Source organism: Arthrobacter sp. C2 (genome assembly GCA_024207135.1).
Lineage (GTDB): Bacteria > Actinomycetota > Actinomycetes > Actinomycetales > Micrococcaceae > Paeniglutamicibacter.
This window is the reverse complement of record CP042428.1, coordinates 647,348-672,411: the sequence shown is the minus strand read 5'-3', so window position 1 is coordinate 672,411 and position 25,064 is coordinate 647,348. Positions and strand designations below refer to the sequence as shown.

General features: G+C 67.7%; 19 protein-coding genes. 4 read left to right on the top strand and 15 right to left on the bottom strand.

All coding sequences use genetic code 11. The features are described from left to right. Positions 1–108: 108 nt before the first annotated feature. The gene (aspS, locus tag FPY90_RS03130) at positions 109–1,911 is read right to left on the bottom strand and encodes an aspartate--tRNA ligase (protein WP_498683756.1); all 1,803 of its coding nucleotides are present in this window, start codon (positions 1,909–1,911) and stop codon (positions 109–111) included. Between the two features lie 210 nt (positions 1,912–2,121). Next, a complete protein-coding gene (hisS, locus tag FPY90_RS03125) occupies positions 2,122–3,456 on the bottom strand; it encodes a histidine--tRNA ligase (RefSeq protein WP_498683754.1) in 1,335 nt (444 codons plus the stop codon). 275 nt (positions 3,457–3,731) lie between these two features. Here hisS and FPY90_RS03120 point away from each other — a divergent pair, with 275 nt between their 5' ends. Both FPY90_RS03120 and FPY90_RS03115 read left to right on the top strand, forming a co-directional pair. Then, complete coding sequence (locus tag FPY90_RS03120; RefSeq protein WP_498683752.1) at positions 3,732–5,423, top strand: DUF349 domain-containing protein; 1,692 nt, start codon at positions 3,732–3,734, stop codon at positions 5,421–5,423. Positions 5,424–5,580: 157 nt separating this feature from the next. After that, the gene (locus tag FPY90_RS03115; protein WP_071215111.1) at positions 5,581–6,243 is read left to right on the top strand and encodes a type IV toxin-antitoxin system AbiEi family antitoxin; all 663 of its coding nucleotides are present in this window, start codon (positions 5,581–5,583) and stop codon (positions 6,241–6,243) included. A gap of 38 nt (positions 6,244–6,281) precedes the next feature. Here the strand turns inward: FPY90_RS03115 and FPY90_RS03110 are convergent, their stop codons facing one another. From FPY90_RS03110 to FPY90_RS03065, 10 genes are all read right to left on the bottom strand, one after another. After that, positions 6,282–8,573, bottom strand: a complete 2,292-nt coding sequence (locus FPY90_RS03110) for a RelA/SpoT family protein (protein WP_083411265.1) — start codon at positions 8,571–8,573, stop codon at positions 6,282–6,284. Between the two features lie 239 nt (positions 8,574–8,812). After that, positions 8,813–9,796, bottom strand: coding sequence for a protein translocase subunit SecF (gene secF / locus FPY90_RS03105; RefSeq protein WP_071215112.1), 984 nt, complete (start codon positions 9,794–9,796; stop codon positions 8,813–8,815). Then, positions 9,789–11,522: a protein translocase subunit SecD gene (gene secD / locus FPY90_RS03100; RefSeq protein WP_071215113.1), complete on the bottom strand. Its 1,734-nt coding sequence runs from the start codon at positions 11,520–11,522 to the stop codon at positions 9,789–9,791. Before secD ends, secF begins: the two co-directional genes overlap by 8 nt. Positions 11,523–11,746: 224 nt before the next feature. Beyond that, positions 11,747–12,208, bottom strand: coding sequence for a preprotein translocase subunit YajC (gene yajC / locus FPY90_RS03095; RefSeq protein ID WP_286135381.1), 462 nt, complete (start codon positions 12,206–12,208; stop codon positions 11,747–11,749). Between the two features lie 173 nt (positions 12,209–12,381). Continuing rightward, positions 12,382–13,440, bottom strand: a complete 1,059-nt coding sequence (gene ruvB, locus FPY90_RS03090) for a Holliday junction branch migration DNA helicase RuvB (RefSeq protein ID WP_498683747.1) — start codon at positions 13,438–13,440, stop codon at positions 12,382–12,384. Between the two features lie 9 nt (positions 13,441–13,449). Then, complete coding sequence (ruvA, locus tag FPY90_RS03085) at positions 13,450–14,067, bottom strand: Holliday junction branch migration protein RuvA (protein ID WP_071215115.1); 618 nt, start codon at positions 14,065–14,067, stop codon at positions 13,450–13,452. A 150-nt stretch (positions 14,068–14,217) separates the two neighbouring features. Beyond that, positions 14,218–14,826 carry a crossover junction endodeoxyribonuclease RuvC gene (gene ruvC, locus FPY90_RS03080; protein ID WP_071215116.1) on the bottom strand — a complete coding sequence of 203 codons (609 nt, stop codon included), beginning with the start codon at positions 14,824–14,826 and terminating at the stop codon, positions 14,218–14,220. Positions 14,827–14,833: 7 nt separating this feature from the next. Continuing rightward, positions 14,834–15,589, bottom strand: coding sequence for a YebC/PmpR family DNA-binding transcriptional regulator (locus tag FPY90_RS03075; protein ID WP_498683744.1), 756 nt, complete (start codon positions 15,587–15,589; stop codon positions 14,834–14,836). A gap of 2 nt (positions 15,590–15,591) precedes the next feature. Then, a complete protein-coding gene (gene pdxT, locus FPY90_RS03070) occupies positions 15,592–16,302 on the bottom strand; it encodes a pyridoxal 5'-phosphate synthase glutaminase subunit PdxT (RefSeq protein WP_498683742.1) in 711 nt (236 codons plus the stop codon). A 98-nt stretch (positions 16,303–16,400) separates the two neighbouring features. Continuing rightward, entirely contained in the window at positions 16,401–17,654 is a 1,254-nt protein-coding gene (locus FPY90_RS03065; protein ID WP_498683740.1) for a CapA family protein, read from the bottom strand. A gap of 79 nt (positions 17,655–17,733) precedes the next feature. Between FPY90_RS03065 and FPY90_RS03060 the strand changes: the two genes are divergently transcribed. Then, complete coding sequence (locus FPY90_RS03060) at positions 17,734–19,755, top strand: M3 family metallopeptidase (protein WP_498683738.1); 2,022 nt, start codon at positions 17,734–17,736, stop codon at positions 19,753–19,755. After that, positions 19,752–20,510 carry a GNAT family N-acetyltransferase gene (locus FPY90_RS03055; protein ID WP_071215121.1) on the top strand — a complete coding sequence of 253 codons (759 nt, stop codon included), beginning with the start codon at positions 19,752–19,754 and terminating at the stop codon, positions 20,508–20,510. The genes FPY90_RS03060 and FPY90_RS03055 overlap by 4 nt, the downstream gene beginning before the upstream one ends. A 279-nt stretch (positions 20,511–20,789) precedes the next feature. Here the strand turns inward: FPY90_RS03055 and pdxS are convergent, their stop codons facing one another. From pdxS to thrS, 3 genes are all read right to left on the bottom strand, one after another. Continuing rightward, on the bottom strand, positions 20,790–21,638 hold the full coding sequence (pdxS, locus tag FPY90_RS03050) for a pyridoxal 5'-phosphate synthase lyase subunit PdxS (RefSeq protein WP_498685494.1): 849 nt from the start codon (positions 21,636–21,638) through the stop codon (positions 20,790–20,792). Between the two features lie 576 nt (positions 21,639–22,214). Continuing rightward, positions 22,215–22,823: an HIT family protein gene (locus tag FPY90_RS03045; RefSeq protein WP_498683735.1), complete on the bottom strand. Its 609-nt coding sequence runs from the start codon at positions 22,821–22,823 to the stop codon at positions 22,215–22,217. Between the two features lie 4 nt (positions 22,824–22,827). Beyond that, positions 22,828–24,831, bottom strand: a complete 2,004-nt coding sequence (gene thrS, locus FPY90_RS03040; protein WP_498683733.1) for a threonine--tRNA ligase — start codon at positions 24,829–24,831, stop codon at positions 22,828–22,830. Positions 24,832–25,064: the final 233 nt, after the last annotated feature.

Genomic DNA, 25,064 nt, shown 5'->3' with positions numbered 1-25,064 from the left:
CACACCCGTCGGGCCGCACCCAGTCACTTGGCCCCGGACATACGCATGGGGGCGCCCACCGGGAATGGTGGACGCCCCCATGGAACCGCCCGAAGGCGGTGCGTGGAACTACTTCGCGTCGGCCGTGGCCGGCTCGTTGGACTCGGCCTTATTGGGCTCGGGCTTCGAGTCGACTCCGGCTTCCTTGCGCTGCTGCGCGGTGATCGGTGCCGGGGCACTGGTCAGCGGGTCGAATCCGCCGCCGGTCTTCGGGAAGGCGATGACGTCGCGGATCGAGTCGGAGCCGGTGAGCAGCTGCAGCACGCGGTCCCAACCGAAGGCGATGCCTCCGTGCGGCGGGGCGCCGTACTTGAAGCCCTCAAGCAGGAAGCCGAACTTCTCCTGGGCGGATTCCTCGTCGATGCCCATCATCTTGAACACGCGCTGCTGCAGCGCGGCCTGGTGGATACGGATCGAGCCGCCACCGATTTCGTTGCCGTTGCACACGATGTCGTAGGCGTAGGCCAGCGCGTTTTCCGGATCCGTGTCGAAGGTGTCCATGAATTCGGGCTTCGGGGAGGTGAAGGCGTGGTGCACGGCGGTCCAGGCGCCGGTGCCCACGGCCACGTCGCCCGAGGCAACCGCCGCGGCGGCCGGCTCGAACATCGGGGCGTCGACGACCCACACGAAGGCCCAGTCGCCTTCCTTGATCAATCCGGTGCGGTGGCCGATCTCCACGCGCGCGGCGCCCAGCAGGGCGCGGGCCTCGTTCTTGGTGCCGGCTGCGAAGAAGATGCAGTCGCCGGGCTTGGCGCCGGTGGCCTCGGCCAGGCCGGCGCGCTCGGCATCGGTCAGGTTCTTGGCCACCGGGCCGGCCAGCTCGCCGTCCTCCTTGTAGAGCACGTAGGCCAGGCCCTTGTGCCCGCGCTGCTTGGCGAATTCCTGCCAGCCATCCAGGGTGCGGCGGGGCTGGGAGGCGCCGCCGGGCATGACCACGGCACCGACGTGCGGGGCCTTGAAGACGCCGAAGCCGGTGTCCTTGAAGAACTCGGTCATGTCGGTCAGCTCGAGGCCGAAGCGCATATCCGGCTTGTCCGAGCCGTACTTGGCCATGGCCTCGTGGTAGGTGATGCGGGCGATCGGGGTCGGGATCTCGACGTCGATCAGCTTCCACAGCTCCTTCACCAGGGCCTCGCCGAGCTCGATGATGTCGTCCTGCTCGACGAAGGAGGCCTCGATGTCCAGCTGGGTGAACTCCGGCTGGCGGTCGGCGCGGAAGTCCTCGTCGCGGTAGCAGCGGGCGATCTGGTAGTACTTCTCGAATCCGCCGACCTGCAGCAGCTGCTTGAACAGCTGCGGGGACTGCGGCAGCGCGTACCAGGACCCGGGGGCCAGGCGCGCGGGGACCAGGAAGTCGCGGGCGCCCTCGGGGGTGGAGCGGGTCAGCGTCGGGGTCTCGATTTCCACGAAGCCGTCGTCGTGCAGCAGGTTGCGGGCGATCCGGTTGGCCTCGGAACGCAGGCGGATGTTGCGGTTCGGGGTGGGGCGGCGCAGGTCGAGGTAGCGGTGGCGCAGGCGCGCCTCTTCGCCGACCTCGACGTGCTCGTCGACCTGGAAGGGCAGCGGCGCGGCGGTGTTCAGCACGACCACCGTCTCGGCGATGACCTCGATCTGGCCGGTGGCCAGCGCGGGGTTCTCGTTGCCCTCGGGGCGGCGTTCGACCTTGCCGGTGACCTGCAGCACGAATTCGTTGCGCAGCGGGTGGAAGACTTCCTCCTCGCGCACCACGACCTGGGCGAAGCCCGAGGCGTCGCGCAGGTCAAGGAAGGCGACCCCACCGTGGTCGCGGCGGCGCGCCACCCAACCGGTGAGGGTGACGGTTTCTCCGATGTGCTCGGCGTTCAAGGTGCCGAGCTGATGAGTGCGTAGCACTGCATTCCTTTCTACAAAGGTGCGAATTTCCGCGGGTGTCCCGAAGTTCTTGTGACGCCGGTGGCGCGTGGGGTTCGGTGCGGAAAAGGGAAGAATCTATCTGCGAGTTTACCGGCAGCGGTGCACCCGCGGCACCGGAACCCCGGCGGTTGTGCCCTGACTCACGTGCGGGGCGCGCCGGGAGGGGTTCCGGTGGCGGTGCCCGGGCCGCTAGCCGGCGGCGGTGATGCGGTTGTCGAGGTCCTCGGCCGACGGGCTCCAGCCGGCCGGGTCGGCGGAAACCTGCTCGCCGCTGCGGATGTCCTTGACCTCGTGGGTGCCGTCCTCGGAGGTGAACCAGACAAAGGGGATGCCGCGCTTGTCGGCGTACTTGATCTGCTTGCCGAACTTCTCCGCCTTCGCGGCGACCTCGCAGGCGATGCCGCGGGCGCGCAGCGCGGCGGCCACGTCCTGCGCCTCGTTCCAGCTCTCGTCGTTGGCCAGGGTGACCAGCACCGCGGAGGGCACGGTGCGTGCGGCGGTGGCGGTTTCCTCGGCAAGCATCCGCGAGACCAGGCGGGTGACGCCGATGGACAGGCCCACGCCCGGGTAGTTCTTCTTGCCGGTGGAGGCCAGCGACTCGTAGCGCCCGCCGGAGCAGATCGACCCGAGGGACTCGTGGCCCACCAGCACGGTCTCGTAGACGGTGCCGGTGTAGTAGTCCAGGCCGCGGGCGATGGACAGGTCGGCAACGACCTTGCCCGGGGCGCGGCGCACGGCGGCCTCGATGACCTGGGCCAGTTCGTCCAGGCCTTCCTCGAGCAGCGGGTGGGTGATCCCCAGCGCGCGGACCTGCTCGACGAAGGAGGTGTCTGCGGTGCAGATCTGCGCCAGGGCCAGGGCCGCTGCGGCCTGCTGGGCGGTGGCGCCGAGTTCGGTCTGCAGCAGTTCGGCGACCTTGGCCGCCCCGATCTTTTCCAGCTTGTCGATGGAGCGCAGCACCCCGGCGGTGTCTTCCAGGCCCAGGCCCAGGTAGAAGCCCTCGGCGAGCTTGCGGTTGTTCACGCGCAGCCGGAAGTCCCCGATCGGCAGGGCCGTCAGGGCCTCGGCGATGACCAGGGCGAGCTCGACGTCGTAGCGGAAGGGCAGGGTGCCGTCGCCCACCACGTCGATGTCGGCCTGGGTGAATTCGCGGAAGCGGCCGTCCTGCGGGCGTTCGCCGCGCCAGACCTTCTGCATCTGGTAGCGGCGGAAGGGGAAGGCCAGGTGCCCGGCGTTCTCCACCACGTAGCGGGCGAAGGGCACGGTCAAATCGAAGTGCAGGGCCAGCGCGTTCGGGTCGGACTTGGCCGACTCCTCGGCCGCCAGCCGGGAAAGCCCGTAGACCTCCTTGTCGATTTCGCCCTTGCGCAGCAGCTGCCCGACGGTTTCCACGGCGCGGGTCTCGATGTTGGCGAACCCATGCAGCTCGAAGATCCGGCGCAGCGTGTCAAGTACGTGCTGCTCCACCGCACGCTCCTGCGGGAGCCATTCGGGGAAACCGGATAGTGAGGCCTTGCGTGCCATGAAGTCTGTACTCCTGTATGAAAGGGGGAAAGCGATGGTGGTTGCCACGTCCCTGGCAGCGGCGGGCCCGCCGGGGGCGGGTGCCGCGCCCAGCGGGCACGTAGGGAACCAAGTCTACTGGCGTGTCGGTGCGCCGAGGGCGAAACGACGCGAATGCGTCGCCGATTCGGGGCGGCAGAGTACCGGTGGGCGGGCCATGGCGGGTAAAGTGGCGGTGACAGTTGTGTCCTGAGCGCATAGTCTCTGGGCCGATCCTTAGCGAAAGAGTTTCAGCGGTGACCACCAGTCAGCAATCCGACGACAATCTCCAGCCAGCAGCAGTGGCCGAGGAGCAGCAAACCGAAGGCACCCCGGCGCCGGTTGAGGCGCCAGCCGCGCCTGCACCCGACGCGGCCCCTGCAAGCGAGGCAGCCGAAGCCACCGAGCAGCCGGCCGAAGAAGCCCCCGCGGCAGAGGAAGCGCCGGCAGCAGAGGCCCCCGCGGCAGAAGAAGCCCCCGCGGCCGAGGAAGCCCCGGCGGCAGAAGCAGCCGCAACCGAGGCTCCGGCCGAGGAAGCAGCTCCCGCCCCGGCACCGACCCCGGCCGCAATGCCGACACCCGCAGCAGTGCCGACCCCGGCCGCCATGGCCCCGTCGCCCGGCGCACCGCGCCCGATGGGCAAGCACGCCGCCAAGGCCGCTGCGCCGGTTGCAGCTCCCCCGAGCTTCACCACCCCGCTGGAGGAAGCCGCGAAGATCAGCCGCGTTTCCGAGGACGGCCACGTGTTTGTCATCATTGACGGCACCGAGCACCCGGTGGGCCAGTACCCCGACGCCACCGCCGAGGAGGCCCTGGCCTACTTCGTGCGCAAGCACGACGAGGTCGTCTCCTCCCTGATGCTGCTCGAGCAGCGCGTGGCGGCCAAGGCGCCGAGCTCGGACATGAACAAGACCCTGGACCACCTGGCCGCCACCGTGGCCGAACGCGCCATGGTCGGCGACATCCCGGCGCTTGAGGCACGCATCGAGACCGCCCGCGCGGCCGTCGCCGAGCTGGTCGCCGTGGAGCGCAAGGCCAACGAGGAGCTGCGCGCCACCGAGCTCGCCGCCCGCGAGGCCATTGTCGCCGAGGCCGAGGCCCTGGCAGCGCTGGACCCGACCACCGTGCAGTGGAAGCAGGGCTCCAACCGGATGAACGACCTGTTCGATGCCTGGAAGACCGCGCAGAAGTCGGGCGTGCGCCTGGGCCGTTCCACCGAGGATTCGCTCTGGAAGCGTTTCCGCGGGGCCCGGACCACCTTCGACCGCCACCGCAGGGCCTACTTCTCGCAGCTCGATGCCACCAACGCCGAGGCCAAGTCCGCCAAGGAAGCGTTGATCGCCCGTGCCGAGGAACTCTCGCACTCCACCGACTGGGGGGCAACGGCCGGGGAATACCGCCGCCTGATGGACGAGTGGAAGGCCTCCAAGCGCGCCTCGCGCAAGGACGACGACGCCCTGTGGGCACGCTTCCGCGCCGCCCAGGACGTGTTCTTCGAGGCGCGCCAGTCCGCAAACGCCGCCATCGACGAGGAGTTCGGAGCGAACCTCATCGTCAAGGAGGCGCTGCTGGTCGAGGCCAAGGCATTGCTGCCGATCAAGGACCTGGCCACCGCCAAGCGCCTGCTCGATTCGATCCGCGACCGCTGGGAAGCCGCGGGCAAGGTCCCGCGCGCCGACATGCAGCGCGTGGAATCTGCGCTGCGCCAGGTCGAGGACGCCGTTCGTTCGGCGGAGGACGACCAGTGGCGCCGCTCCAACCCGGAGACCAAGGCACGGTCGAACTCGATGCTGACCCAGCTCGAGGACGCCATTGCCGGGCTCGAGGACGACCTGGCCAAGGCGAAGGCCAAGGGCGTGGAGTCCAAGATCAAGGCCGCCCAGGAAGCCCTGGACGCCCGCCGCCTGTGGCTCGAGACGCTGCAGAAGTCCTCGGCCGACTTCCAGTAACAGCCTCACGGCAGCATGGCGCCGGGCGGGTGTGGTTCGCAAGAACCGCAGCCGCCCGGCGCTTTTTGCTGCCCCGTGCAATGCGCGCGGGCACAGTTATCCACAATTTCGGCCTCTCCCCTGCCGCCGGGGCACCGTGGCCTGTGAGAGTGGAGGAATGGAAAGCACAAACACCGGCCGCAACCGCGTCCCGGGCCCCGCAGCACCGGCCGCACCACCACAGATTCCGTCCCGGGCACGCGGGGGCCCGCAGGTGGTCCTGGTCGACGAGCCGTTCACGCTCAACGAGCTGCAGGCACTGCGGCTGCGCGGGTCGTTGCGGGAAGTCTTGCCCGGGGCCTACATCGCCGCGGTGCATCCGGAAAACCCGGTGACCCGGGCGCAGGTGGCCGCAGCGGTGGCCGGGGAGCAGCTGGTGCCCGGCAGGGCCCTGTGCAAGGGCACCGCCGCCTGGGTGTACGGCTGCGCGCCGATGCCGCGCGAACTGGACATCGTGGTCCCGCGCTACCACCGGCCGTGCGCCCCGACGGCCCGGATGCTGCTGCGGTTGAGCGAGGGCGTGCTGGACGAGGAGCAGATCTGCACCGTGGGAGGCGTGGCGGTGACCTCGCCGCTGCGCACCGCGATGGACATCGCCTTCAATTCCGAGTGGCGTGAATCGCTGCCGGTGCTCGCGGCCATCGATGCCTCCCCGCGTCTGCGCTGCGGGTACCGGCAGATGCTGGATTCGATCAACGAGCAGGTCCGCCGGCCCGGGCGGCGCCGCGCGCTGGGCGCGGTCACCCGCCTGATGGACGCAAGCCTGCCCGCGGCGGCCTGAGCACCGCCGCGGGTCCTCCCCGCCGGGTGGAAACCGTCCTAGGAGCGGCGGTTGCCCCCGGAGGTGCGGTACACGTCGTACACCCCGTCGATGCGCCGCACCGCGTTCAGCACGTGGCTGAGGTACTTCGGGTCGCCCATTTCGAAGGCAAAGCGGGAGAAGGCCACCCGGTCCCGGGAGGTGGAAACGCTCGCGGCCAGGATGTTCACGTGGTTCTCCGAAAGCACCCGCGTCACGTCCGAGAGCAGTGACTTGCGGTCAAGCGCCTCGACCAGGATCTCCACCAAGAAGACGCTGGACTTGGTCGGGGCCCACTGGACCTCCACCAGGCGGTCGGGCTGCTGCTCGAGCTGCTTGAGGTTCACGCAGTCGGTGCGGTGCACCGAGACGCCCGAGCCGCGGGTGACAAAGCCGCGGATCGGATCCGGCGGCACCGGGGTGCAGCAGCGGGCCAGCTTCGCCAGCACCTCGCCGGCACCCGGGACGACGACCCCGGCATCGGATTCGGTGGCCCGCCCGGGCACCGCGTAGATGGGGGTTTCCTCCAGCACCTCCGCGACGGATCCGTTTTCTCCGCCGACCAGCGCGGTGAGGTGCTCGATGACATTCTGCGCACTGGTGTGCCCGTCGCCGACCGCGGCGTAGAGCGCGGAGATGTCGTGGTGGCGCAGCTCCTGGGCGACGGCGGAGAGCACGTCGTGGGTCATGAGCTTTTGCAGCGGAAGGTTGTTCTTCCGCAGCGCCTTGGTCAGCTGCTCCTTGCCCTTCTCGATGGCTTCCTCGCGGCGTTCCTTGGTGAACCACTGGCGGATCTTGTTCCGGGCGCGCGCGGACTTCACAAAGCCCGCCCAGTCCTGGGACGGGCCGGCGTTCTCCGCCTTGGAGGTGAAGACCTCCACCATGTCGCCGTGGTGCAGTTCCGAGTTCAGCGGGACCAGCTTGCCGTTCACCCGGGCGCCGATGGTGCGGTGCCCCACGTCGGTGTGCACCGCGTAGGCGAAGTCCACCGGGGTGGAGCCCACCGGCAGGGACATGATCTGGCCCTTGGGGGTGAAGACGAAGACCTCGGCGGTGTTGATCTCGTAGCGCAGCGAATCCAGGAATTCGTTGGAGTCGGAAGTTTCCTTCTGCCAGTCCATGAGGCTGCGCAGCCAGTCCATGTCCTGTTCCTCGACCGAGCGGGAGTCCCCGCCGTTGCCGTGCTTGTACTTGAAGTGCGCCGCCACGCCGTACTCGGCGCGCTGGTGCATGTCGTGGGTGCGGATCTGGATCTCCACCGGCTTGCCGTCGGGCCCGATCACGGTGGTGTGCAGCGACTGGTACAGGTTGAACTTGGGCAGCGCGATGTAGTCCTTGAAGCGCCCGGGCAGCGGGGTCCAGCGCGCATGCATCAGCCCCAGCACCGCGTAGCAGTCCTTGACCGTGTCAACCAGGACCCGCACGCCCATCAGGTCGTGGATGTCGTCGAAGTCCTTGCCGCGCACGATCATCTTCTGGTAGATCGAGTAGTAGTGCTTCGGCCGGCCGCTGACGGTGGCCTTGAGCCTGGCGGCGGTGATGTCCTCGGTGATGGCGGAGCGCACCGTGGCCAGGTATTTCTCCCGTTCCGGGGTCCGCTCCCCCACCATCCGCACGATTTCCTCGTACACCTTGGGGTGCAGCGCGGCGAAGGAGAGGTCCTCGAGCTCCCACTTGACGGTGTTCATGCCCAGGCGGTGGGCCAGCGGGGCGAAGATCTCCAGGGTCTCGCGGGCCTTCTTGGCGCTGGACTCCGGGGAGACGTAGCGCCAGGTGCGCGCATTGTGCAGGCGGTCGGCCAGCTTAATCAGCAGCACCCGGATGTCCTTGGACATCGCGATGACCATCTTGCGCACGGTCTCGGCCTGCGCGGCCTCACCGAACTGGACCTTGTCCAGCTTGGTGACCCCGTCGACCAGCTTCGCGATCTCCTCGCCGAACTCGCGGGTCAGCTGCTCCAGGGAGTAGTCGGTGTCCTCGACGGTGTCGTGCAGCAGCGCGGCGGCAAGGATCGCCCCGGTCATGCCCATCTCGGCAAGGATGGTGGCCACGGCGACCGGGTGGGTGATGTACGGGTCCCCGCTCTTGCGCTTCTGGCCCTCGTGGTGGTGCTCGGCTACCGCGTACGCGCGGGCGAGCAGGTCGATGTCGGCCTTGGGGTTCTGCGCGCGCACGGTCCGCAGCAGCGGTTCCAGGGTCGGGGGCTGGGCGGTGGAGCCGCGTCCGGCCAGGCGGACCAGCCGGGAAATGGTCCCGCGCTTGGGTGCGGGATTCGGGGCCCCGGGCATCATGACACCGTGGTTCTCTGCCATGGGGTGCCTCCTATCGATCGGGATCCGTCGCGTGGGCGCGTGGCGCGCCGTGTGGCCCGGACGTGGCTTGCGGCACCGGCCCCGGGAAGGGGGCCTGGCACCGCGGGACTTTCACCACGCCCAAGTTCCTCTTGCTAGGTTATAGCACTTCGCGCCCAAAGTCGGACGGCGGGGCCCCGGAGTCCGCCTCCGGGGTCCCGCCGTCGCCGTGCCCGCAAAGTGCGGGCCCGGGCGCGTGCCTAGGCGTTGGCCAGGCGGTGCACCGCGATCTTCTTGTTGTGGCGCTCGATCTCCGGCTCGCCGTCACGCAGCAGCGAGTACAGCGGGGCCTGGACAAAGAGCGTGGACAGCGCCGAGACGATGATGCCGATGAACAATGCCAGCGACAGGTCCTTGAGCGTTCCCGCACCCAGCAAGTAGGAGCCGATGAACAGGATCGAGGCCACCGGAAGCACGGCAACCACCGAGGTGTTGATCGAACGCACCAGGGTTTGGTTGATGCCCAGGTTCACCAGCTCCTCGAAGTTGCGCTTGGTCTGTGACTCGAAACCGGCGGTGTTCTCCCGGACCTTGTCGAAGACCACCACGGTGTCGTAGAGGGAGTAGCTCAGGATCGTCAGGAAGCCGATGATCGCCGAGGGGGTGACCTCGAATCCGGAGAGCGAATAGATCCCGGCGGTGATCACGACCACCTGGAGCAGCCCGATGATCGCGGCGAGGGACATCTTCCAGGTGCGGAAGTATGCGGCCATGAGCAGCGCCACCAGCACCACGAAGACGACCAGGCCGATGATTGCCTGCTTGGAGATGTCCGCGCCCCAGGTCGGGCCGACGAAGGTCGAGGTGACCTCCGACTTGGTCACCCCGTACGCGGTGGCCAGGGCCTCGGCGAGCGACAGCGTCTGGTCGTCGGTGAGCTTGTCGGTCTGCACGCGCATGGTGTTCGGGGCGATGTTGGTGACCCGGGGGTGGTGGTCCGGCGCGATCGCCACCACGGCATTCTCGCCGGTGGGAACGTCGGTGTGGTCGACCTTGGAGATGGTGAACTCGGATCCGCCGCGGAACTCGATGCCGAGGTTGAACCCGCCCTTGACAACGGGGACCAGGATGGCGAGCAGGACCAGGACCGCGGAAACGGACAGCCACAGCTTGCGCTTGCCCGTGAACGGGTAGGACCGCTTGCCGGTGTAGAGCTCGTTGCCCCAGGTTGCGAGACTAGCCATTTGATGAATCCTTATCCGCACGTTCGTCCGACTTGGTGGGCGCCGCGGTGGTGGCCGCGGCCTTGCGTCGCTCGGCGATGGTCTGCCGGCGTTCGGCCTCGCTGGCCGCCTTGGCGTTCTTCTTGCCGCGGGCGACTTCCGCCTCGGTGCTGAAGCTGCGGATCCTGCCCGCGCCCTGGTACAGCGGCACAGCGCCAAGCAGCGAGGGATCGAGCCCGGAGAACCGGTGCCCCTCGCCGAAGAACTTGGTCTTGCCCAGCAGCTGCAGCGTCGGGTGGGTGAGAAGGAAGACCACCACGATGTCCACCACGGCGGTCAGGCCCAGGGTGAAGGCGAAGCCTCGCACGTTGCCCACGGCCACGATGTACAGCACGATGGCGGCCAGGATGTTCACGGCCTTGGAGGCCAGGATGGTGCGCTTGGCGCGCTTCCAGCCGATCTCCACGGCCGAGTGCAGCGGGCGCCCGTCACGCAGTTCGTCACGGATGCGTTCGAAGTACACGATGAAGGAGTCGGCGATCAGGCCGATGGACACAATCAGGCCCGCAACACCTGCCAGCGAGAGCCGGTAGTTCATCGACCAGCCCAGCAGCACCAGCGCGAGGTAGGTCAGCACGCCGGAAACCAGCAGCGAGACGATGGTGACCAGGCCCAGCAGGCGGTACTGGAAGATCGAGTAGATCGCCACCAGCCCCATGCCGATGAGCCCGGCGATCAATCCGCTGCGCAGCTGGTCCGTACCCAGGGTCGCGGAGATCTGTTGTTCGGACTGGATCTCGAAGCTGATCGGCAGGGCGCCGAACTTCAGCTGGTCGGCCAGGGCCTTGGAGCTCTGTTCGGTGAAGTTGCCGGTGATTTCGGCGCGGCCGTCGGCGATCACCGCGTTGGACTGCGGGGCGGAGATCACGGTGCCGTCAAGCACGATCGCGAATTGGTTCTGCGAACCTTGCATGGGGGTGATGCGCTTGGTGACCTCGGCGAACTTCGTCTTGCCCTCGGCGTTGAATTCGAGGGTCACTGCCCACTGCCCGGTGACCGCGCCCTGCTGGCCGCGGGACATGCCGAAGGAGGCATCGGTGATGTCGGCGCCGGGGACCTCGACCGGTCCCAGGATGTATTTGGAGCCCGTATCCGGTTCGCAGGAGATCATCGGCTTGGCCGGGTCGTGGACCTCTTCCGCACCCTGTCCGAGCTCCGTCGGGCAGTCGTAGGCCTCGAACTTCTGGTACAGGGCCGCGTCGATCCAGTTCATGTCCGAGGCGTTCTCGGGCTTGGCGCTCGGCTTGGGCAGATCCGCCTTGGCCAGTCGCTGTTCCTTGGGAACGGCGGTGTACGGCCCGGCCAGGATGACCGGGCGGAACTCCATGTTCGCCGAGGCCTGGATCAGCTCGCGGGTGCGGGAATCGGGGATGCCGGGCATGGAGACGACGACGTTGCGGCCGGACTGCGTGGTGATCTCGGCTTCCGAGACACCGGTGCCGTCCACGCGCTGGCGGATGATTTCCACGGCCTGGTCCAGCTGCTCCTGCGTTGCCGCAGCACCGCCCGCCACCCGTGGTGCCAAGATCATTTGGGTGCCACCCTCGAGGTCGAGGGCAAGCTTGGGGGCAAAAGCTGCTTTCCCGCTCAGCACGCCGGTAATCAGGATGGCGGCCGAAATGAGGAAGATAACGCCGAGCCACAGCAGGGATTTGCGCGCCTGCTTGATCGGACCAGTAGATGACATCGTGAGGCTTTCTGGTTGTTCCATCGCCCCTGGGAGATGGAGATTCCGCGGAAAACCCGGAGCCTGCCTGCAACCCGCCCCTGCGGGGTGGGGGTTGGGGCTGCTCCGGGCCGCATGGTGAAGGTCAATCGAAAGCCGGATCGCTCACCGGCGGGTCTGTGTGGCCCGCGGAAATCCGGCTGCCGTTCACTGCTGGGTTGGCGTGCCCGAAGGCGCCAAGCGGACTAGGCCTTGGGGCCCTTGTCCTCGTTGTTCAGGCGGCGCAAGGTCTCTTCCGGGGTTTCGTTTTCCGACCCCGGGGCCTCTTCGGCGCTCTCGACCGAGGCCGAGGTCAGCGAGGATGCGTCGTTGGGGACCTCAACCGAGGCACCAGCCTCTTCCGAGGCGACGACCTTGGCGACAACCTGCGAGTGGACGGTGACGAAGCTGCCCGGGGAAACCTCCAGGACGATCTTGTTTTCGTCGGTGTCGATGCTCGCAATGGTGCCAAAGAGACCGAACTGGGTCATCACCTCGGCACCCACGGCAAGGTTGGAGCGGATCTCTTCCTGGGCCTTGGCGGCCTTCTTGCGGCCACGCATCATCATGAAGATCAGCAGGCCGAAGGCGGCGAGCATGATCAACATGGTCGGGTCGAATGGGGCCTTTTCGCCGGAAGCGGCTTGGGCCAAAACGTATTCGGTCACGTGTGGATACCTGTTCCTAAGTCATTGTCAGCGGCGCGCACAATCGCGATTGCGCAGCCGGTGGGCCTATCCATACTATAGGGAGTTCCTGACCAAACCCCGACCACAACGCAGTTTTGGCCTGCGAATGTCCTTGGAATGCTCCGTCGCGCCCCAAGGTGAGACACTGCCGGCTACTCGGCTTCTTCGTCGTCAAGCTCAAAACCGGACCGGCCTGCGAAGATGGCATCGGCCGGCATGCGAAGCCCCAGGTGGTTCCAGGCCTCCGCGGTGGCGATCCGGCCGCGCGGGGTGCGTCCCAGCAGGCCCTCGCGAACCAGGAACGGTTCGGCGACCGTCTCCACGGTCTCGGGCTCCTCCCCCACCGCAATGGCCAGGGTGGACAGGCCAACCGGCCCCCCTCCGAACTTGGTGCACAGGGCATGGAGCACCGCGCGGTCCAGCCGGTCCAGTCCGCGGGCGTCGACCTCGTACATGTCCAGGGCCGCGGAGGCGGCCCGTGCGTCGATGCTTTCGAGCCGGTTCACCAGCGCCCAGTCGCGCACGCGCCGCAGCAGCCGGTTGGCAATGCGGGGGGTGCCGCGCGAACGCGAGGCGATCTCGCTGAAGGCCGCGGAGTTGACCTTCAGCGAAAGCATCATGGCCGAACGGCGCAGCACCAGCTCGAGTTCCTCGACGCTGTAGAACTCCAGGTGCCCGGTGAACCCGAACCTGTCGCGCAGCGGGCCCGGCAGCAGCCCGGCGCGGGTGGTGGCACCGACCAGTGTGAAGGGGGGAAGTTCCAGCGGGATGGCGGTGGCCCCGGCTCCCTTGCCGACGATGATGTCGACACGGAAGTCCTCCATGGCCATGTAGAGCATTTCCTCGGCGGGGCGGCTCATCCGGTGGATCTCGTCCAGGAAAAGCACCTCGCCCTCGGTGAGGGAGGAGAGGATCGCGGCCAGGTCCCCGGCGTGCTGGATGGCCGGGCCGGAGCTGATGCGCAGCGGCGCGTTCATCTCGGCGGCAATGATCATCGACAGCGTGGTCTTGCCCAGGCCGGGAGGGCCCGAGAGCAAGACGTGGTCGGCGGTCCGCTCGCGGATCTTGGAGGCCTCGAGCACCAGGGAGAGCTGTTGGCGCACCCGGTGCTGTCCGACGAAATCGTCCAGGTTCTTGGGCCGCAGGGCCGCCTCGAGCACCCGTTCCTCGGGCTCGGGGCCGGCATTGGTCAGCTCGCCGGTGTCTGTCATGTCGTACTCCTAGTTTCCGGGCCGGTTCCCGCGCCCCAGGGAACGCAGCACCGCCCGCAGGATTTCCGGCACGCTGCCGGTGGCAACGATTTCCGGGTCGTTCTTGGCCAGTGCTTCCAGCGCCTTGTTGGCGTCCTTCTCGGTCCAACCCAGGCCGGTGAGTGCCTCGAGGACCTGGGGCTCCCAGGTGGGTGCCGCCGGGCTTCCGGCCGGAACCGGTGCGCCGGTGGGCACCAGCTTTCCATTGAGCTCGAGCACGATGCGCTGGGCGCCCTTGGGCCCGATGCCCGAGACCTTGGTGAAGGCCTTGGTGTCCTTGGTGCTGGCGGCGATGCGGACTTCCTCCGGGGTGTGCACCGAAAGGATGGCCAGGCCGGTGCGCGGTCCGATGCCCGAGACCCCGGTAAGGACCTCGAAAACCTCGCGTTCGTCACCGGAGGCGAAGCCGAAGAGCGTCATGGAGTCCTCGCGCACCACCATGGAGGTGTGCACGAACGCCTCCCGGCCCACCTGCAAGGTGGCCAGCGTCTGCGGGGTTGCCTGGATCAGCATGCCGAAGCCGCCGACCTCGATGACCGCGTTGTTCAGGTTGACCTGTTGAGGCACTCCTCGCAGCGTACTGATCATGGGGGTGTTCCTCCGTGGTGCCGGGCCGCGCCGGTGGTACCCGAAACACGCAAGCCATACGAATATATCTACGAACAGCTTACAGGTTCCTTGGCGCACACCCGCGGACGCACGCAGCGCAGGACGTCAGCGGCAGGTTCCCTCCGGTCCCTAGCGTGCCTTGACAGCTCGGGCCTTGGCCTCGGCGGCGATCCAGGCGCGCTGGGCGGGCGTCAAGCCCGAGGATCCGCCGGAGGGCCGCGGGGCGGAGGCCGAGGCTGCGGCACCGGCGGCACCGAATGCGGCGCCGCGCCAGCCGTGGGTGATGGCCAGCGCCGCGGCGTCGGCGGCATCGGCCGGGGACGGCGGGGCGTCCAGGCGCAGGATCTTGGCGACCATCTTGCCCACGGCCAGCTTGTTGGCCGAGCCGGAGCCCGTCACCGCGGCCTTGACCTCGGTGGGGGTGTGCAGGGCCACCGGGATGTTCCGCCGGGCCGCGGCAACGATCACCACGCCCGAGGCCTGTGCGGTGCCCATCACCGTGCTGACGTTCAGTTGGCTGAAGACCCGCTCCAGGGCAACGACGTCGGGCTTGTGCTCATCGAGCCACGCATCGATGCCGTCGGCGATGGCCAGCAATCGCTGGTCCAACGGGGTCCCCGGAGGGGTCCCCACCACCGAGACATCGATGAGCGTGGCCCGGCGGTTGGGTTCGACGTCGACCACGGCCAGGCCGCAACGGGTCAGGCCCGGGTCGACGCCCACCACTCGCAGGGGCATGTGGTGGCTAGTCCTCTTCGAGTTCTGCCATGACCTCGGCACTGATGTCCGCGTTGGAGTAGACGTTCTGCACGTCGTCCAGCTCCTCGAGCGCGTCGGCAAGCTTCAGGAACTTGCGGGCCGCCGCTGCATCAAGCTGGACCTGCATCGAGGGCACGAATTCGACTTCGTCGGTTTCGTATTCGATTCCGGCTTCCTCGAGCGCGGCAACAACCGCACGCAGGTCGGTCGGCTCCGAGTGGATCTCGAAGTGGTCCCCGGATTCCTTGACCTCGTCGGCCCCGGCGTCCAGCACCGCCATGAGCAGGTCGTCCTCGGTGAGGTCCTTCTTCGGCAGGCCGACGACACCCCGGCGGGAGAACAGGTATGCGACCGAGCCGGGGTCCGCGACGGTGCCGCCGTTGCGGGTGATGCCCAGGCGCACCTCGGAGGCCGCACGGTTCTTGTTGTCGGTCAGGCATTCGATCAGCAGGGCCGAGCCCTGGGGTCCGCGTGCCTCGTAGATGATCTCGGTGTAGTCGATGACCTCGCCGGTCAGGCCGGCGCCGCGCTTGACCGCGCGGTCGATGTTGTCGTTGGGCACCGAGGTCTTCTTGGCCTTGGAGACAGCGACCTCGAGGGCCGGGTTGCCGGCCAGGTCGGCGCCGCCTGCGCGCGCCGCAACCTCGATGTTCTTGATCAGCTTGGCGAACGCCTTGGCGCGCCTGCTGTCGAGGATTGCCTTCTTGTGTTTCGTGGTTGCCCATTTGGAGTGGCCGGACATGCTTACGCGTCTCCTCTGATCATTTGAATGAAAAGTTCATGGATCCGGCGCTCCCCGGCCACCTCGGGGTGGAAGGAAGTCGCCAGCAATTTTCCAGAACGTACTGCAACAATTCTAGCCACCCTTGTCCCGTCCACGCCCAGGGGCGTGTTTTCGGCGGGGATGGTGGCCAGCACCTCTACGGACGCCCCCACGCTTTCCACCCAGGGTGCGCGGATGAATGCCGCGCGGACCGGCGCCGTGGCACGGTCCGGGTCCTGGCTGGGAAGGGCGTTCAGTCCCTTGATCGCAAGGTCGACCTCGAACGAGTCGACCTGTCGCCCGAAGGCATTGCGCTTGACCACCATATCGATTCCCCCGAAGCTTTGCTGGGGCTCGCCCTTCATGTTGGTGGTCGGATCGGCAATGGTGTCGGCCAGGAGGATCATTCCGGCGCACGATCCATAGACCGGGAACCCGTCGGCAATCCTGGCCTTGAGCGCCTCGGCCACCCCGTACATGCGGGCGAGCTTGTCGATCACCGTTGACTCCCCGCCGGGGATGACCAGTCCGTCCAGGTCCGCCAGTGCGCCCGGTGTCTTCACCGGCAGCGCAAGGGCACCGAGTGATTCGAGTGCTTGCAGGTGTTCGCGTACATCCCCTTGCAGGGCAAGGACTCCAATTCGTGGCGCCAAGGTGGATCGCTTTCTGGTCTCGTGGAACGGATCATGCATGCCGCGCGCACCGAGATGAAGTACGTGGACAGCTCAGGATAAACCCGCCGCACCCCGTGGGAATATTTTCGTGACACGCCCGGGTGCCCGGCGGCCGGTCAGCGGCTTCCCAAGGACCACATTCTTGCGCCGTCGGCCTTGGCGTCCATGGAGTTCACGGTGTCGGTGGTGCGCTTGAGCGAGGCGGCATCCTGGGCCTCGGTGGTGCAGGGGGCCGAGGCCTTGGTGGGCAGTGCGCACCAGCGCAACGGGGATGGTTTCATGATGTGCGGCGCCCACACCAGGTCCCCGGGCTTCCAGGTGTCTCCGGTGCGCACGAACTGCATCTTCACCGTGAGCCCCTCCTTGTTCAGCGGGGTCTTGGTCGCATGCTTGGCCACGGAGTTGCCCAGCCCGTACACGATCCAGGTGCCCTGGTGCTTTTCGATCGGCAGCACCGAGTGTGTGTGGTGGGAGTAGATGAAGTCGAACTCGCCGCTGGCCGCCAGCGATCGGTACAGCGCCAGCTGGGAGGCGGTGGGTGCGCTGGTGTATTCGGCGCCGTCGTGGATCGCGGCGAGCACGATGTCCGCCCCGGCCGCGCGTGCCGCCTTGGCCCGGGCCACCAACGAGGCCTGCTCGATGTCGTCGACCCGCCACGGGGCGTCCTCCTTCATCCCGTTCAGCGAGTAGGTGCCGGCGATGACAGCGACCTTGGCGCTGCCCGCCGGGACCAGCAGCGGCTTTTGGGCCTCGGCCTTGCTGCGGTAGGAGCCGGTGGAAACCATCCCGGCCGCCTCCAGCGCATCCAGGGTCCGTTCGACCCCGGCAACCCCGGCGTCCATGGAATGGTTGCTGGCGGTGGTGCAGCCGTCATAGCCGACCTTCTTCAGGGCCGGGATGATCTGCGGCGGAACGTTGAACATCGGGTACCCGCCGAACGGCCCGTTCGGAGCCGCAACCGGGGTTTCCAGGTTGCACAAGGCCAGGTCGCTCTGGTCAAGGTAGGGGGCGATGCCCGCCAGCAGGGGGCCGAAGTCGTATTTCCCCTTCCCGTCGCGCTCTGCCTGGGCCCACAACGCCGGGTGCAGGAGGATGTCCCCCGCCACCGCGATCTCGATGCACTCGTCCCCCGGGCACGACGGGTCCGCGGGGTCCGCGGCAGCCTTGGTGGCGCCCGGGGACGGGGTGGCCGAAGCCGCCGGGGTTTCGGGGCCGGAGGCCGCCGGAGTGGTGGCCGCCGGCAGGCTGGCCGCGGCGGGACCCGGCGGCGGGGCGGGAGTGCAGGCAGCCAGCGATGCCGCCAGCAGCAGTGCGGTGCCGATGGCTGCACGTTTCCGGGCCCCGGGCCCATGCGCTATTCGATCAAACATGCTCCGAGCCTAACCTTTGCCGCGGGCATTCCGGCGCGGGATACCCACAGTGCCGCGGGCTTATGACAGGGTTAACACCATGCATAATCCGTTGCTTGAGCGAAGCACCTTGCCGTTTGAATTCCCAGATTATTCAGCCCTGGAGGCAGCCCACTACCTGGATGCCGTCCAGCAGGGTGTCGCTGGGCACCTGGAAGAACTTCGGGCCATCGCGCAAAACACGCAGGCCCCGACCTTTGAGAACACCTTTGTGGCCATGGAACGCAGCGGCGCGCTGCTGCGGCGCGCCGTGATGGCGTACTGGACGGTCTTCTCCGCCCATGGCACCGACGAACTGCGCGAGATCGACCCGCAGATCCAGTCCCTGGTTTCCGGCCACCAGGATGCCATCCACCTTGACGGGGAGCTTTTTGCGCGTCTGGCCTCCTTGGACGCCGATGCGCTCGACGGCGAGGACAAGCGGCTGGTCGCAGAGACGCTGCGCACCTTCCGTGCCGCCGGCGCCGAACTCGATGCGAAGCGCAAGGAGCAGTTGCGCGCACTGAACAGCGAGATCACGGACCTGTCCAGCGAATACTCGCGCAGGCTCCTGGGCGCCATGAACGAGGCCGCCGTACACTTCGCCGATCCGGGGGAACTGGCCGGGCTCAGCGACGGGGAACTGGGCTCCGCCGCCGATGCGGCACGCGACGCAGGATACCCCGACGGCTACTTGTTGACCCTGGTGCTGCCCACCGGACAGCCGCTGCTCGAGCGACTCGAACTTTCCGCTTCGCGCCGACGGCTCTTCGAGGCCTCGGTGAACCGCGGCCAGGAAGGCGAAAACCGGACCCTGGACCTGGCGGCGCGGATGGCGTCGCTGCGCTCGAAGCGTGCGGCCCTGCTGGGCTTTGCGACACACGCCGATGTGGTGCTGCAGGAGGCCACCGCCCCGGACCTGGCTGCGGTGCGCGGCCGCCTGGCCGAGCTCATCCCGGCGGCCGTGGCCAATGCCCGGGCCGAGGCCGGGGACCTGGAGAAGATTTCCGGATCCCCCGTCCAGCCGTGGGACTGGGCGTACTACTCCGCCGCCGTGGCGCGCGAACGCCACGCGCTGGACCGCGGGGCGTTGCGCGAATACTTCGAGCTCAATGCGGTGCTCAAGCGTGGCGTCTTTGCCGCAGCCTCCCGCCTCTACGGGCTGGGCTTCACCGAGCGTTTCGACTTCCCGCTCTACCACCCCGACGTGCGCACCTGGGAGGTCTTCAACGAGGACGGCTCCACGCTGGGCCTGTTCGTGGCCGACTTCTTTGCCCGTCCCACCAAGGCCGGGGGCGCGTGGATGAACTCCATCCGCGAGTCCGCATCCCTGCTGGGCGAGCGTCCCGTGGTCACCAACACCCTGAACATCCCCAAGCCGGCGGACGGCGAACCGGCGCTGGTGTCCCTGGACGAGGTCAACACGTTGTTCCACGAGTTCGGGCACGCGCTGCACGGGCTGTTTTCCGCCGGGATCTACCCGTCGCTGGCCGGCACCAATGTGCCGCGCGACTTCGTCGAGTACCCCTCGCAGGTCAACGAGATGTGGGCCCTGCACGCCGAGGTGCTGCCCGGCTATGCCGCGCACACGCGCACCGGGGAACCGCTGCCGGAGGGCACGGTCCAGGCCTTGGAGGCCGCGGCGCTGTGGGGCGAGGGATTCGCCACCACCGAGTACCTCACCGCAGCCGTCCTGGATTTGGCCTGGCACTCGCTGACCGACGGGGAACTGGTTTCCGATCCGCTGGCCTTCGAGCAGCGCGTGCTCACCGAGGCCGGATTGATCCCGGAGCTGGTGCCCTCGCGCTACCGCACCGGCTACTTCAAGCACATTTTCGACGGCGGGTACTCGGCCGGCTACTACTCCTACATCTGGTCGGAGGTGCTGGACGCCGACACCGTCGAGTGGTTCACCGAAAACGGCGGGCTGAAGCGGGAAAACGGCGAAAGGTTCCGCACCGAGCTGCTCTCGCGCGGCAACACCCGCGACCCGCTTGAATCCTATGGGATCTTCCGCGGCCGCGAAGCACGGATCGAACCGCTGCTGGTGCGCCGCGGACTGGCAAGGAGCACGAACGCGTGACAACCATTGGTTTTGCGCAGGACGCGCTCTCGCACTGGCACCAGGCCATGGCGATCGCCACCGGCGGCAAGCTCTTCACAACTCACGGCTGCTCGTGGGCCTGGCAGCCGGCCCGCGGCCGGCTGGTGCTGCTCTTCCCCGCCCACGCTCAGGAGGCCGGGCTGCGCCCGGGCCTGGCCGAAGGCACGCGCCTGGGTGCGCGCCGGGTCGAGGCATGGGTCAATTCCGGTGCGCCCTCCGGCCCGCTGGAGGCCGCAGGGTTCTCCGATGCCGCACAGATCTCCTGGCATGCCGGCGAACTGGTGGGACCGGCGGAACCGTGGGACGGGCGGGTGCGCCTGGGCACGGAGATCCCCGAGGCCAGCGGCGCAGACGCGAAGGAATTGCAGGTCGCCAACCTGTGGCGCGATCCGGCCGCTGCCGGGCTGAGCGCCGGGCACCCGGCGTTGCGCCGCATCGAACAGGCCACCGCCCGCACCCTCGAGGGCGAGTTGGTGGGCCGCGCCTTTGCCCAGCAGGCCTTCGGCGGCCAGCTGGCCATCCACGGCCTGGCCGTGACCTCGGCACAGCGCCGGAGGGGCGTCGGCTCGGCCCTGCTCAACGGGCTGGCCCGCGGCATGGTCAATCCACTGGGGCTGGAGGAAGACACGCCCATCGAACTGATTGCCGCCGCTACCCCGAGCTCGGCACCGTTCTTCGAGGCCAACGGGATGCGTTTGCTGGGTCGCGGCCGCCACCTGGTGCTGCGCCAGTAGCCGCCCGGTGCCGCGGCGCCCGGCACGCCGGGTTCGCGGCCGCTTCCCGCGCTCTTGCCCCGAGGCGGGCGGCATCGACGTCGTCGCGATCGAACCCGGCGGCATTTCCACCGGGTGGGGATCCATCGCAGGGGTTCCGGAGGGCAACCACGCTCCCGCCTGCAGGCAACGGCAAACGGGCCGGGTGCTTTCCGGATTCAGGATTCCCCTCCGTTTGTTGAAGGGGAATCCTGAATCCGGTGCACCCGGCCCGCTGCTTGTCAGGCTATCGCCCGGAACCTACCAGCCGCGCTCGGCCAGGCGGTGCGGGGCAGGGATGTCGGCGACGTTGATGCCGACCATGGCCTCGCCCAGGCCGCGGGAGATCTTGGCCAGCTCGTCCGGATCGTTGAAGAAGGTGGTTGCCTTCACGACGGCAGCGGCACGCTGTGCCGGGTTGCCGGACTTGAAGATGCCCGAGCCCACGAACACACCGTCGGCGCCCAGCTGCATCATCATCGCGGCGTCGGCCGGGGTGGCGATGCCGCCGGCGGTGAAGAGCACGACCGGCAGCTTGCCGGTGGCGGCAACTTCCTTGACCAGTTCGTACGGGGCCTGCAGCTCCTTGGCTGCCACGTACAGCTCGTCCTTCGGAAGTGCCGCAAGCTTGGCGATCTCGGAGCGGATCTTGCGCATGTGGCCGGTGGCGTTGGAAACATCTCCGGTGCCGGCCTCGCCCTTGGAGCGGATCATCGCGGCGCCCTCGTTGATGCGGCGCAGGGCCTCGCCGAGGTTGGTGGCGCCGCAGACGAAGGGAACCTTGAAGTTCCACTTGTCGATGTGGTGCTCGTAGTCGGCCGGGGAGAGGACCTCGGACTCGTCGACGTAGTCGACACCGAGGGACTGCAGGATCTGTGCCTCGACGAAGTGCCCGATGCGGGCCTTGGCCATCACCGGGATGGAAACCGCGGCGATGATGCTGTCGATCATGTCCGGGTCGCTGGCGCGCGAAACGCCTCCCTGGGCACGGATATCGGCGGGAACGCGCTCGAGGGCCATGACGGCAACGGCGCCGGCATCCTCGGCGATGCGGGCCTGATCCGCCGTGACAACATCCATGATGACGCCGCCCTTGAGCATGTCGGCCATGCCCCGCTTGACGCGATCGCTACCTACGGTGGTTGCGGGGGTGGGGACGCCTTGGTTTTCAGACACCTTGGGGGTTCCTTTCAATAAGGTGAGCAGTACGCGAATCATCGTAGGTCCGCCGCGTCACAAAGGCCGCGGGTGTGTCGTCACAATTCAAAACTAGGTGCAAACACACCTAATGTCCAGCGCGTAAAGCCGCCGGGAAAACGATGCGTCAACTCGACGACTTTAATGAAACATCCTAGTGGGAGCTTCTATTTAGGACTGCGCACCGGTTTCCGGCCGCACCCCGGATCTCGAGGGCGGAAAATGCGGAAAATCAAATGCCGTCCTGGCCCCTGCACCCCCATCGGGGCAACGGGGCACCGGGCCCTTCCATGCCCGCGCAGGATTGCCTGTCTCCCGGTTGACGGCACCCGCACCCGACAGGTCGCCCGCAACCGCGGGAATGCGGGAACATGGCGAACGCAAAAGAGACGAACAGCCGGTGCAATGGCGGCAACGGCGAAACGCGCATTAAACGGATCGGCCGCCGGGGTTGTCCCCGACGGCCAATCCATGAAGTGCCTCGTCGCCTTAGTCCAGTTCCGCCCAGCCGGCGGCAAGGTCAACGCGGATGTCGCCGAGCGTTGCCGGAATGGCCTTGGTCTCGGCGATGATCGGGAAGAAGTTCCCGTCCCCCGCCCAGCGCGGCACCACGTGCTGGTGCAGGTGGGCGGCAATCCCCGCTCCCCCGGTGACGCCCTGGTTCATGCCCAGGTTGAAACCGGTGGGACGCGAGACGTGGCGCAGCACGCGCATGGCCTTTTGGGCCAGCGCTGCCATCTCTGCGGTTTCCTCTGCCGTGATGTCCGTGTAATCCGGCACGTGGCGGTACGGGCAGATCAGCAGGTGCCCCGGGTTGTACGGGAAGAGGTTAAGGATCACGTAGGCGGTCTTGCCGCGGTGGATGATCAGCGAATCCTCGTCGCTGCGGGTCGGCCCGGCGCAGAAGGGACAGGACTCCTCGTCCTTGACCTGGTCCTGGCCGGCCTTGATGTAGGCCATCCGGTAGGGAGTCCACAGGCGCTGGAACGAATCGGGCACCCCGGCGAGTTCGAAGTCGTCGGTGATGGCGGCATCGGCTGCTTCCTGGGACGCGCCACCCGGATGGGTGGATGCGTAGGCGTTCGTGGACTCCCCCATGGATCTAGGCTTCCCGGTTCTTCACGGCCGCGACGATGCGGGCAACCGCCTCGTCGACCGGCACGCCGTTGTCGGTGCTGCCGTCCCGGAAGCGGAAGGACACGGCCCCGGCCTCGGCGTCCTCGCCGCCGGCGATGAGCACGAACGGCACTTTTTCCTTCGACGCGGTGCGGATCTTCTTCGGGAAGCGGTCGGAGGAGATGTCCGCCTCGGCGCGGATGCCCGCGGCCTTGAGCTTGTCGATGACATCGAACATGTACTCGTTGAAGGCCTCGGCCACCGGGATGCCCACGACCTGGACCGGGGAGAGCCAGGCCGGGAAGGCGCCTGCATAGTGCTCGGTGAGCACGCCCATGAAGCGCTCCACGGAACCGAACAGGGCGCGGTGGATCATCACCGGGCGCTGGCGGGTGCCGTCGGCGGCCTGGTACTCGAGCTCGAAGCGCTCGGGCAGGTTGAAGTCCAGCTGGATGGTGGACATCTGCCAGGTGCGGCCCAGCGCGTCCTTGGCCTGCACGGAGATCTTCGGTCCGTAGAAGGCCGCTCCGCCCGGGTCCGGGACCAGTTCCAGGCCCGAGGCCTCGGCGACCTCGGCCAGGGTGCGGGTGGCTTCCTCCCAGACGTCGTCGTCGCCGACGAACTTCTCCGGGTTCTTGGTGGAGAGCTCCAGGTAGAAGTCATCAAGGCCGTAGTCCTTGAGCAGCCCGAGCACGAAGTTCAGCGTTTCGGTCAGCTCGCCCTTCATCTGCTCCTTGGTGCAGTAGATGTGGGCGTCGTCCTGTGTCATGCCGCGCACGCGGGTCAGCCCGTGGACCACGCCGGACTTCTCGTAGCGGTAGACCGAGCCGAACTCGAACAGGCGCAGCGGCAGTTCGCGGTAGGACCGACCGCGCGAGCGGAAGATCAGGTTGTGCATCGGGCAGTTCATCGGCTTGAGGTAGTAGTCCTGGCCGGGCTTGCGCACCGTGCCGTCCTCGTTGAGCTCCGCGTCAACGTGCATCGGCGGGAACATGCCGTCGCGGTACCAGTCCAGGTGCCCGGAGACCTCGTAGAGGTGGCCCTTGGTGATGTGCGGGGTGTAGACGAACTCGTAGCCGGCCTCGACGTGGCGTGCACGCGAGTAGTCTTCCATCTCCTTGCGGATGATGCCGCCGCGCGGGTGGAACACCGGCAGGCCCGAGCCCAGCTCGTCCGGGAAGGAGAAGAGGTCAAGCTCGACGCCGAGCTTGCGGTGGTCGCGGCGTTCGGCCTCGGCGATGCGCTCCTGGTAGGCCTTCAGGGCATCCTTGGTCGGCCAGGCCGTGCCGTAGATGCGCTGCAGCTGCTGGTTGTCCTGGTTGCCCAGCCAGTAGGCGGCCGAGGTGCGGGTCAGCGCGAAGGCGTTGGAGATCAGCTTGGTGTTGGGCAGGTGCGGGCCGCGGCACAAATCGCACCACACGGTGTCGCCGGACTTGCGGTCGACGTTGTCGTAGATGGTGATTTCGCCGGCGCCGACCTCGACGTTGACGCCCTCGCCGGCCGAGTCGGCCTCGTTGGCCTTGTTCAGCAGCTCGAGCTTGTACGGCTCGTTGGCCATGGCCTTGCGGGCCTCGTCCTCGGTGACGACGCGGCGGGCGAACTTCTGGTTCTGGTTCACGATCTTGAGCATCATCTTCTCGAGGGTCTTCAAATCCTCGGGAGTGAACGGCTCGGCGACGTCGAAGTCGAAGTAGAAGCCGTCGGTGATGTACGGGCCGATGCCCAGCTTGGCGTCCGGGCGCAGCTGCTGCACGGCCTGGGCCATGACGTGCGCGGTGGAGTGGCGCAGTACCTCGAGCCCGGCGGGCGAATCGATGGTCACGCGCTCGACGGCGGTTCCGGCCTCCAGCGGGCGGGACAGGTCGCGCAGCACCCCATCGACGTGCATGACGACGACCTCGCGGTCGTCGAAGTACAGCTCGGCCCCGGTAGTGCCGGCATTCACCTCGCGTTGTTCGCCATCGACGGTCAGTGTGATTTGCTCAAGCACTACGGCTCCTCGTTTCGTGGTTCGGCTTCATGGCTTGTGGCGTACGGTGGCCACAGCCAGCCAACCACCAGCTTAACCGACGCCCGCCGGTGCCAACCAATCGAAAACCGCGCAAGTCATCGTGTCCGGTCAGGGAAGTGCGAGTCGCGGGCGCGCTCCCAATGCACGGGCGGGGCCAGGTTGGGAGCCAACCTTGGTCGAAACAACTGCTATTCAAGGTTAGGTACCCAACG

What these genes read in the sequence shown, in the direction of transcription:
- FPY90_RS03045 (WP_498683735.1), bottom strand. Translation starts at nt 22,823, where the DNA reads ATGGGGGAGTCCACGAACGCCTACGCATCCACCCATCCGGGTGGCGCG.
- FPY90_RS03115 (WP_071215111.1), top strand. Translation starts at nt 5,581, where the DNA reads ATGGAAAGCACAAACACCGGCCGCAACCGCGTCCCGGGCCCCGCAGCA.
- ruvB (WP_498683747.1), bottom strand. Translation starts at nt 13,440, where the DNA reads ATGACAGACACCGGCGAGCTGACCAATGCCGGCCCCGAGCCCGAGGAA.
- secF (WP_071215112.1), bottom strand. Translation starts at nt 9,796, where the DNA reads ATGGCTAGTCTCGCAACCTGGGGCAACGAGCTCTACACCGGCAAGCGG.
- FPY90_RS03110 (WP_083411265.1), bottom strand. Translation starts at nt 8,573, where the DNA reads ATGGCAGAGAACCACGGTGTCATGATGCCCGGGGCCCCGAATCCCGCA.
- FPY90_RS03075 (WP_498683744.1), bottom strand. Translation starts at nt 15,589, where the DNA reads ATGTCCGGCCACTCCAAATGGGCAACCACGAAACACAAGAAGGCAATC.
- FPY90_RS03065 (WP_498683740.1), bottom strand. Translation starts at nt 17,654, where the DNA reads ATGTTTGATCGAATAGCGCATGGGCCCGGGGCCCGGAAACGTGCAGCC.
- secD (WP_071215113.1), bottom strand. Translation starts at nt 11,522, where the DNA reads ATGTCATCTACTGGTCCGATCAAGCAGGCGCGCAAATCCCTGCTGTGG.
- ruvA (WP_071215115.1), bottom strand. Translation starts at nt 14,067, where the DNA reads ATGATCAGTACGCTGCGAGGAGTGCCTCAACAGGTCAACCTGAACAAC.
- FPY90_RS03060 (WP_498683738.1), top strand. Translation starts at nt 17,734, where the DNA reads ATGCATAATCCGTTGCTTGAGCGAAGCACCTTGCCGTTTGAATTCCCA.
- ruvC (WP_071215116.1), bottom strand. Translation starts at nt 14,826, where the DNA reads ATGCCCCTGCGAGTGGTGGGCGTCGACCCGGGCCTGACCCGTTGCGGC.
- pdxT (WP_498683742.1), bottom strand. Translation starts at nt 16,302, where the DNA reads ATGCATGATCCGTTCCACGAGACCAGAAAGCGATCCACCTTGGCGCCA.
- hisS (WP_498683754.1), bottom strand. Translation starts at nt 3,456, where the DNA reads ATGGCACGCAAGGCCTCACTATCCGGTTTCCCCGAATGGCTCCCGCAG.
- pdxS (WP_498685494.1), bottom strand. Translation starts at nt 21,638, where the DNA reads ATGGCCGACATGCTCAAGGGCGGCGTCATCATGGATGTTGTCACGGCG.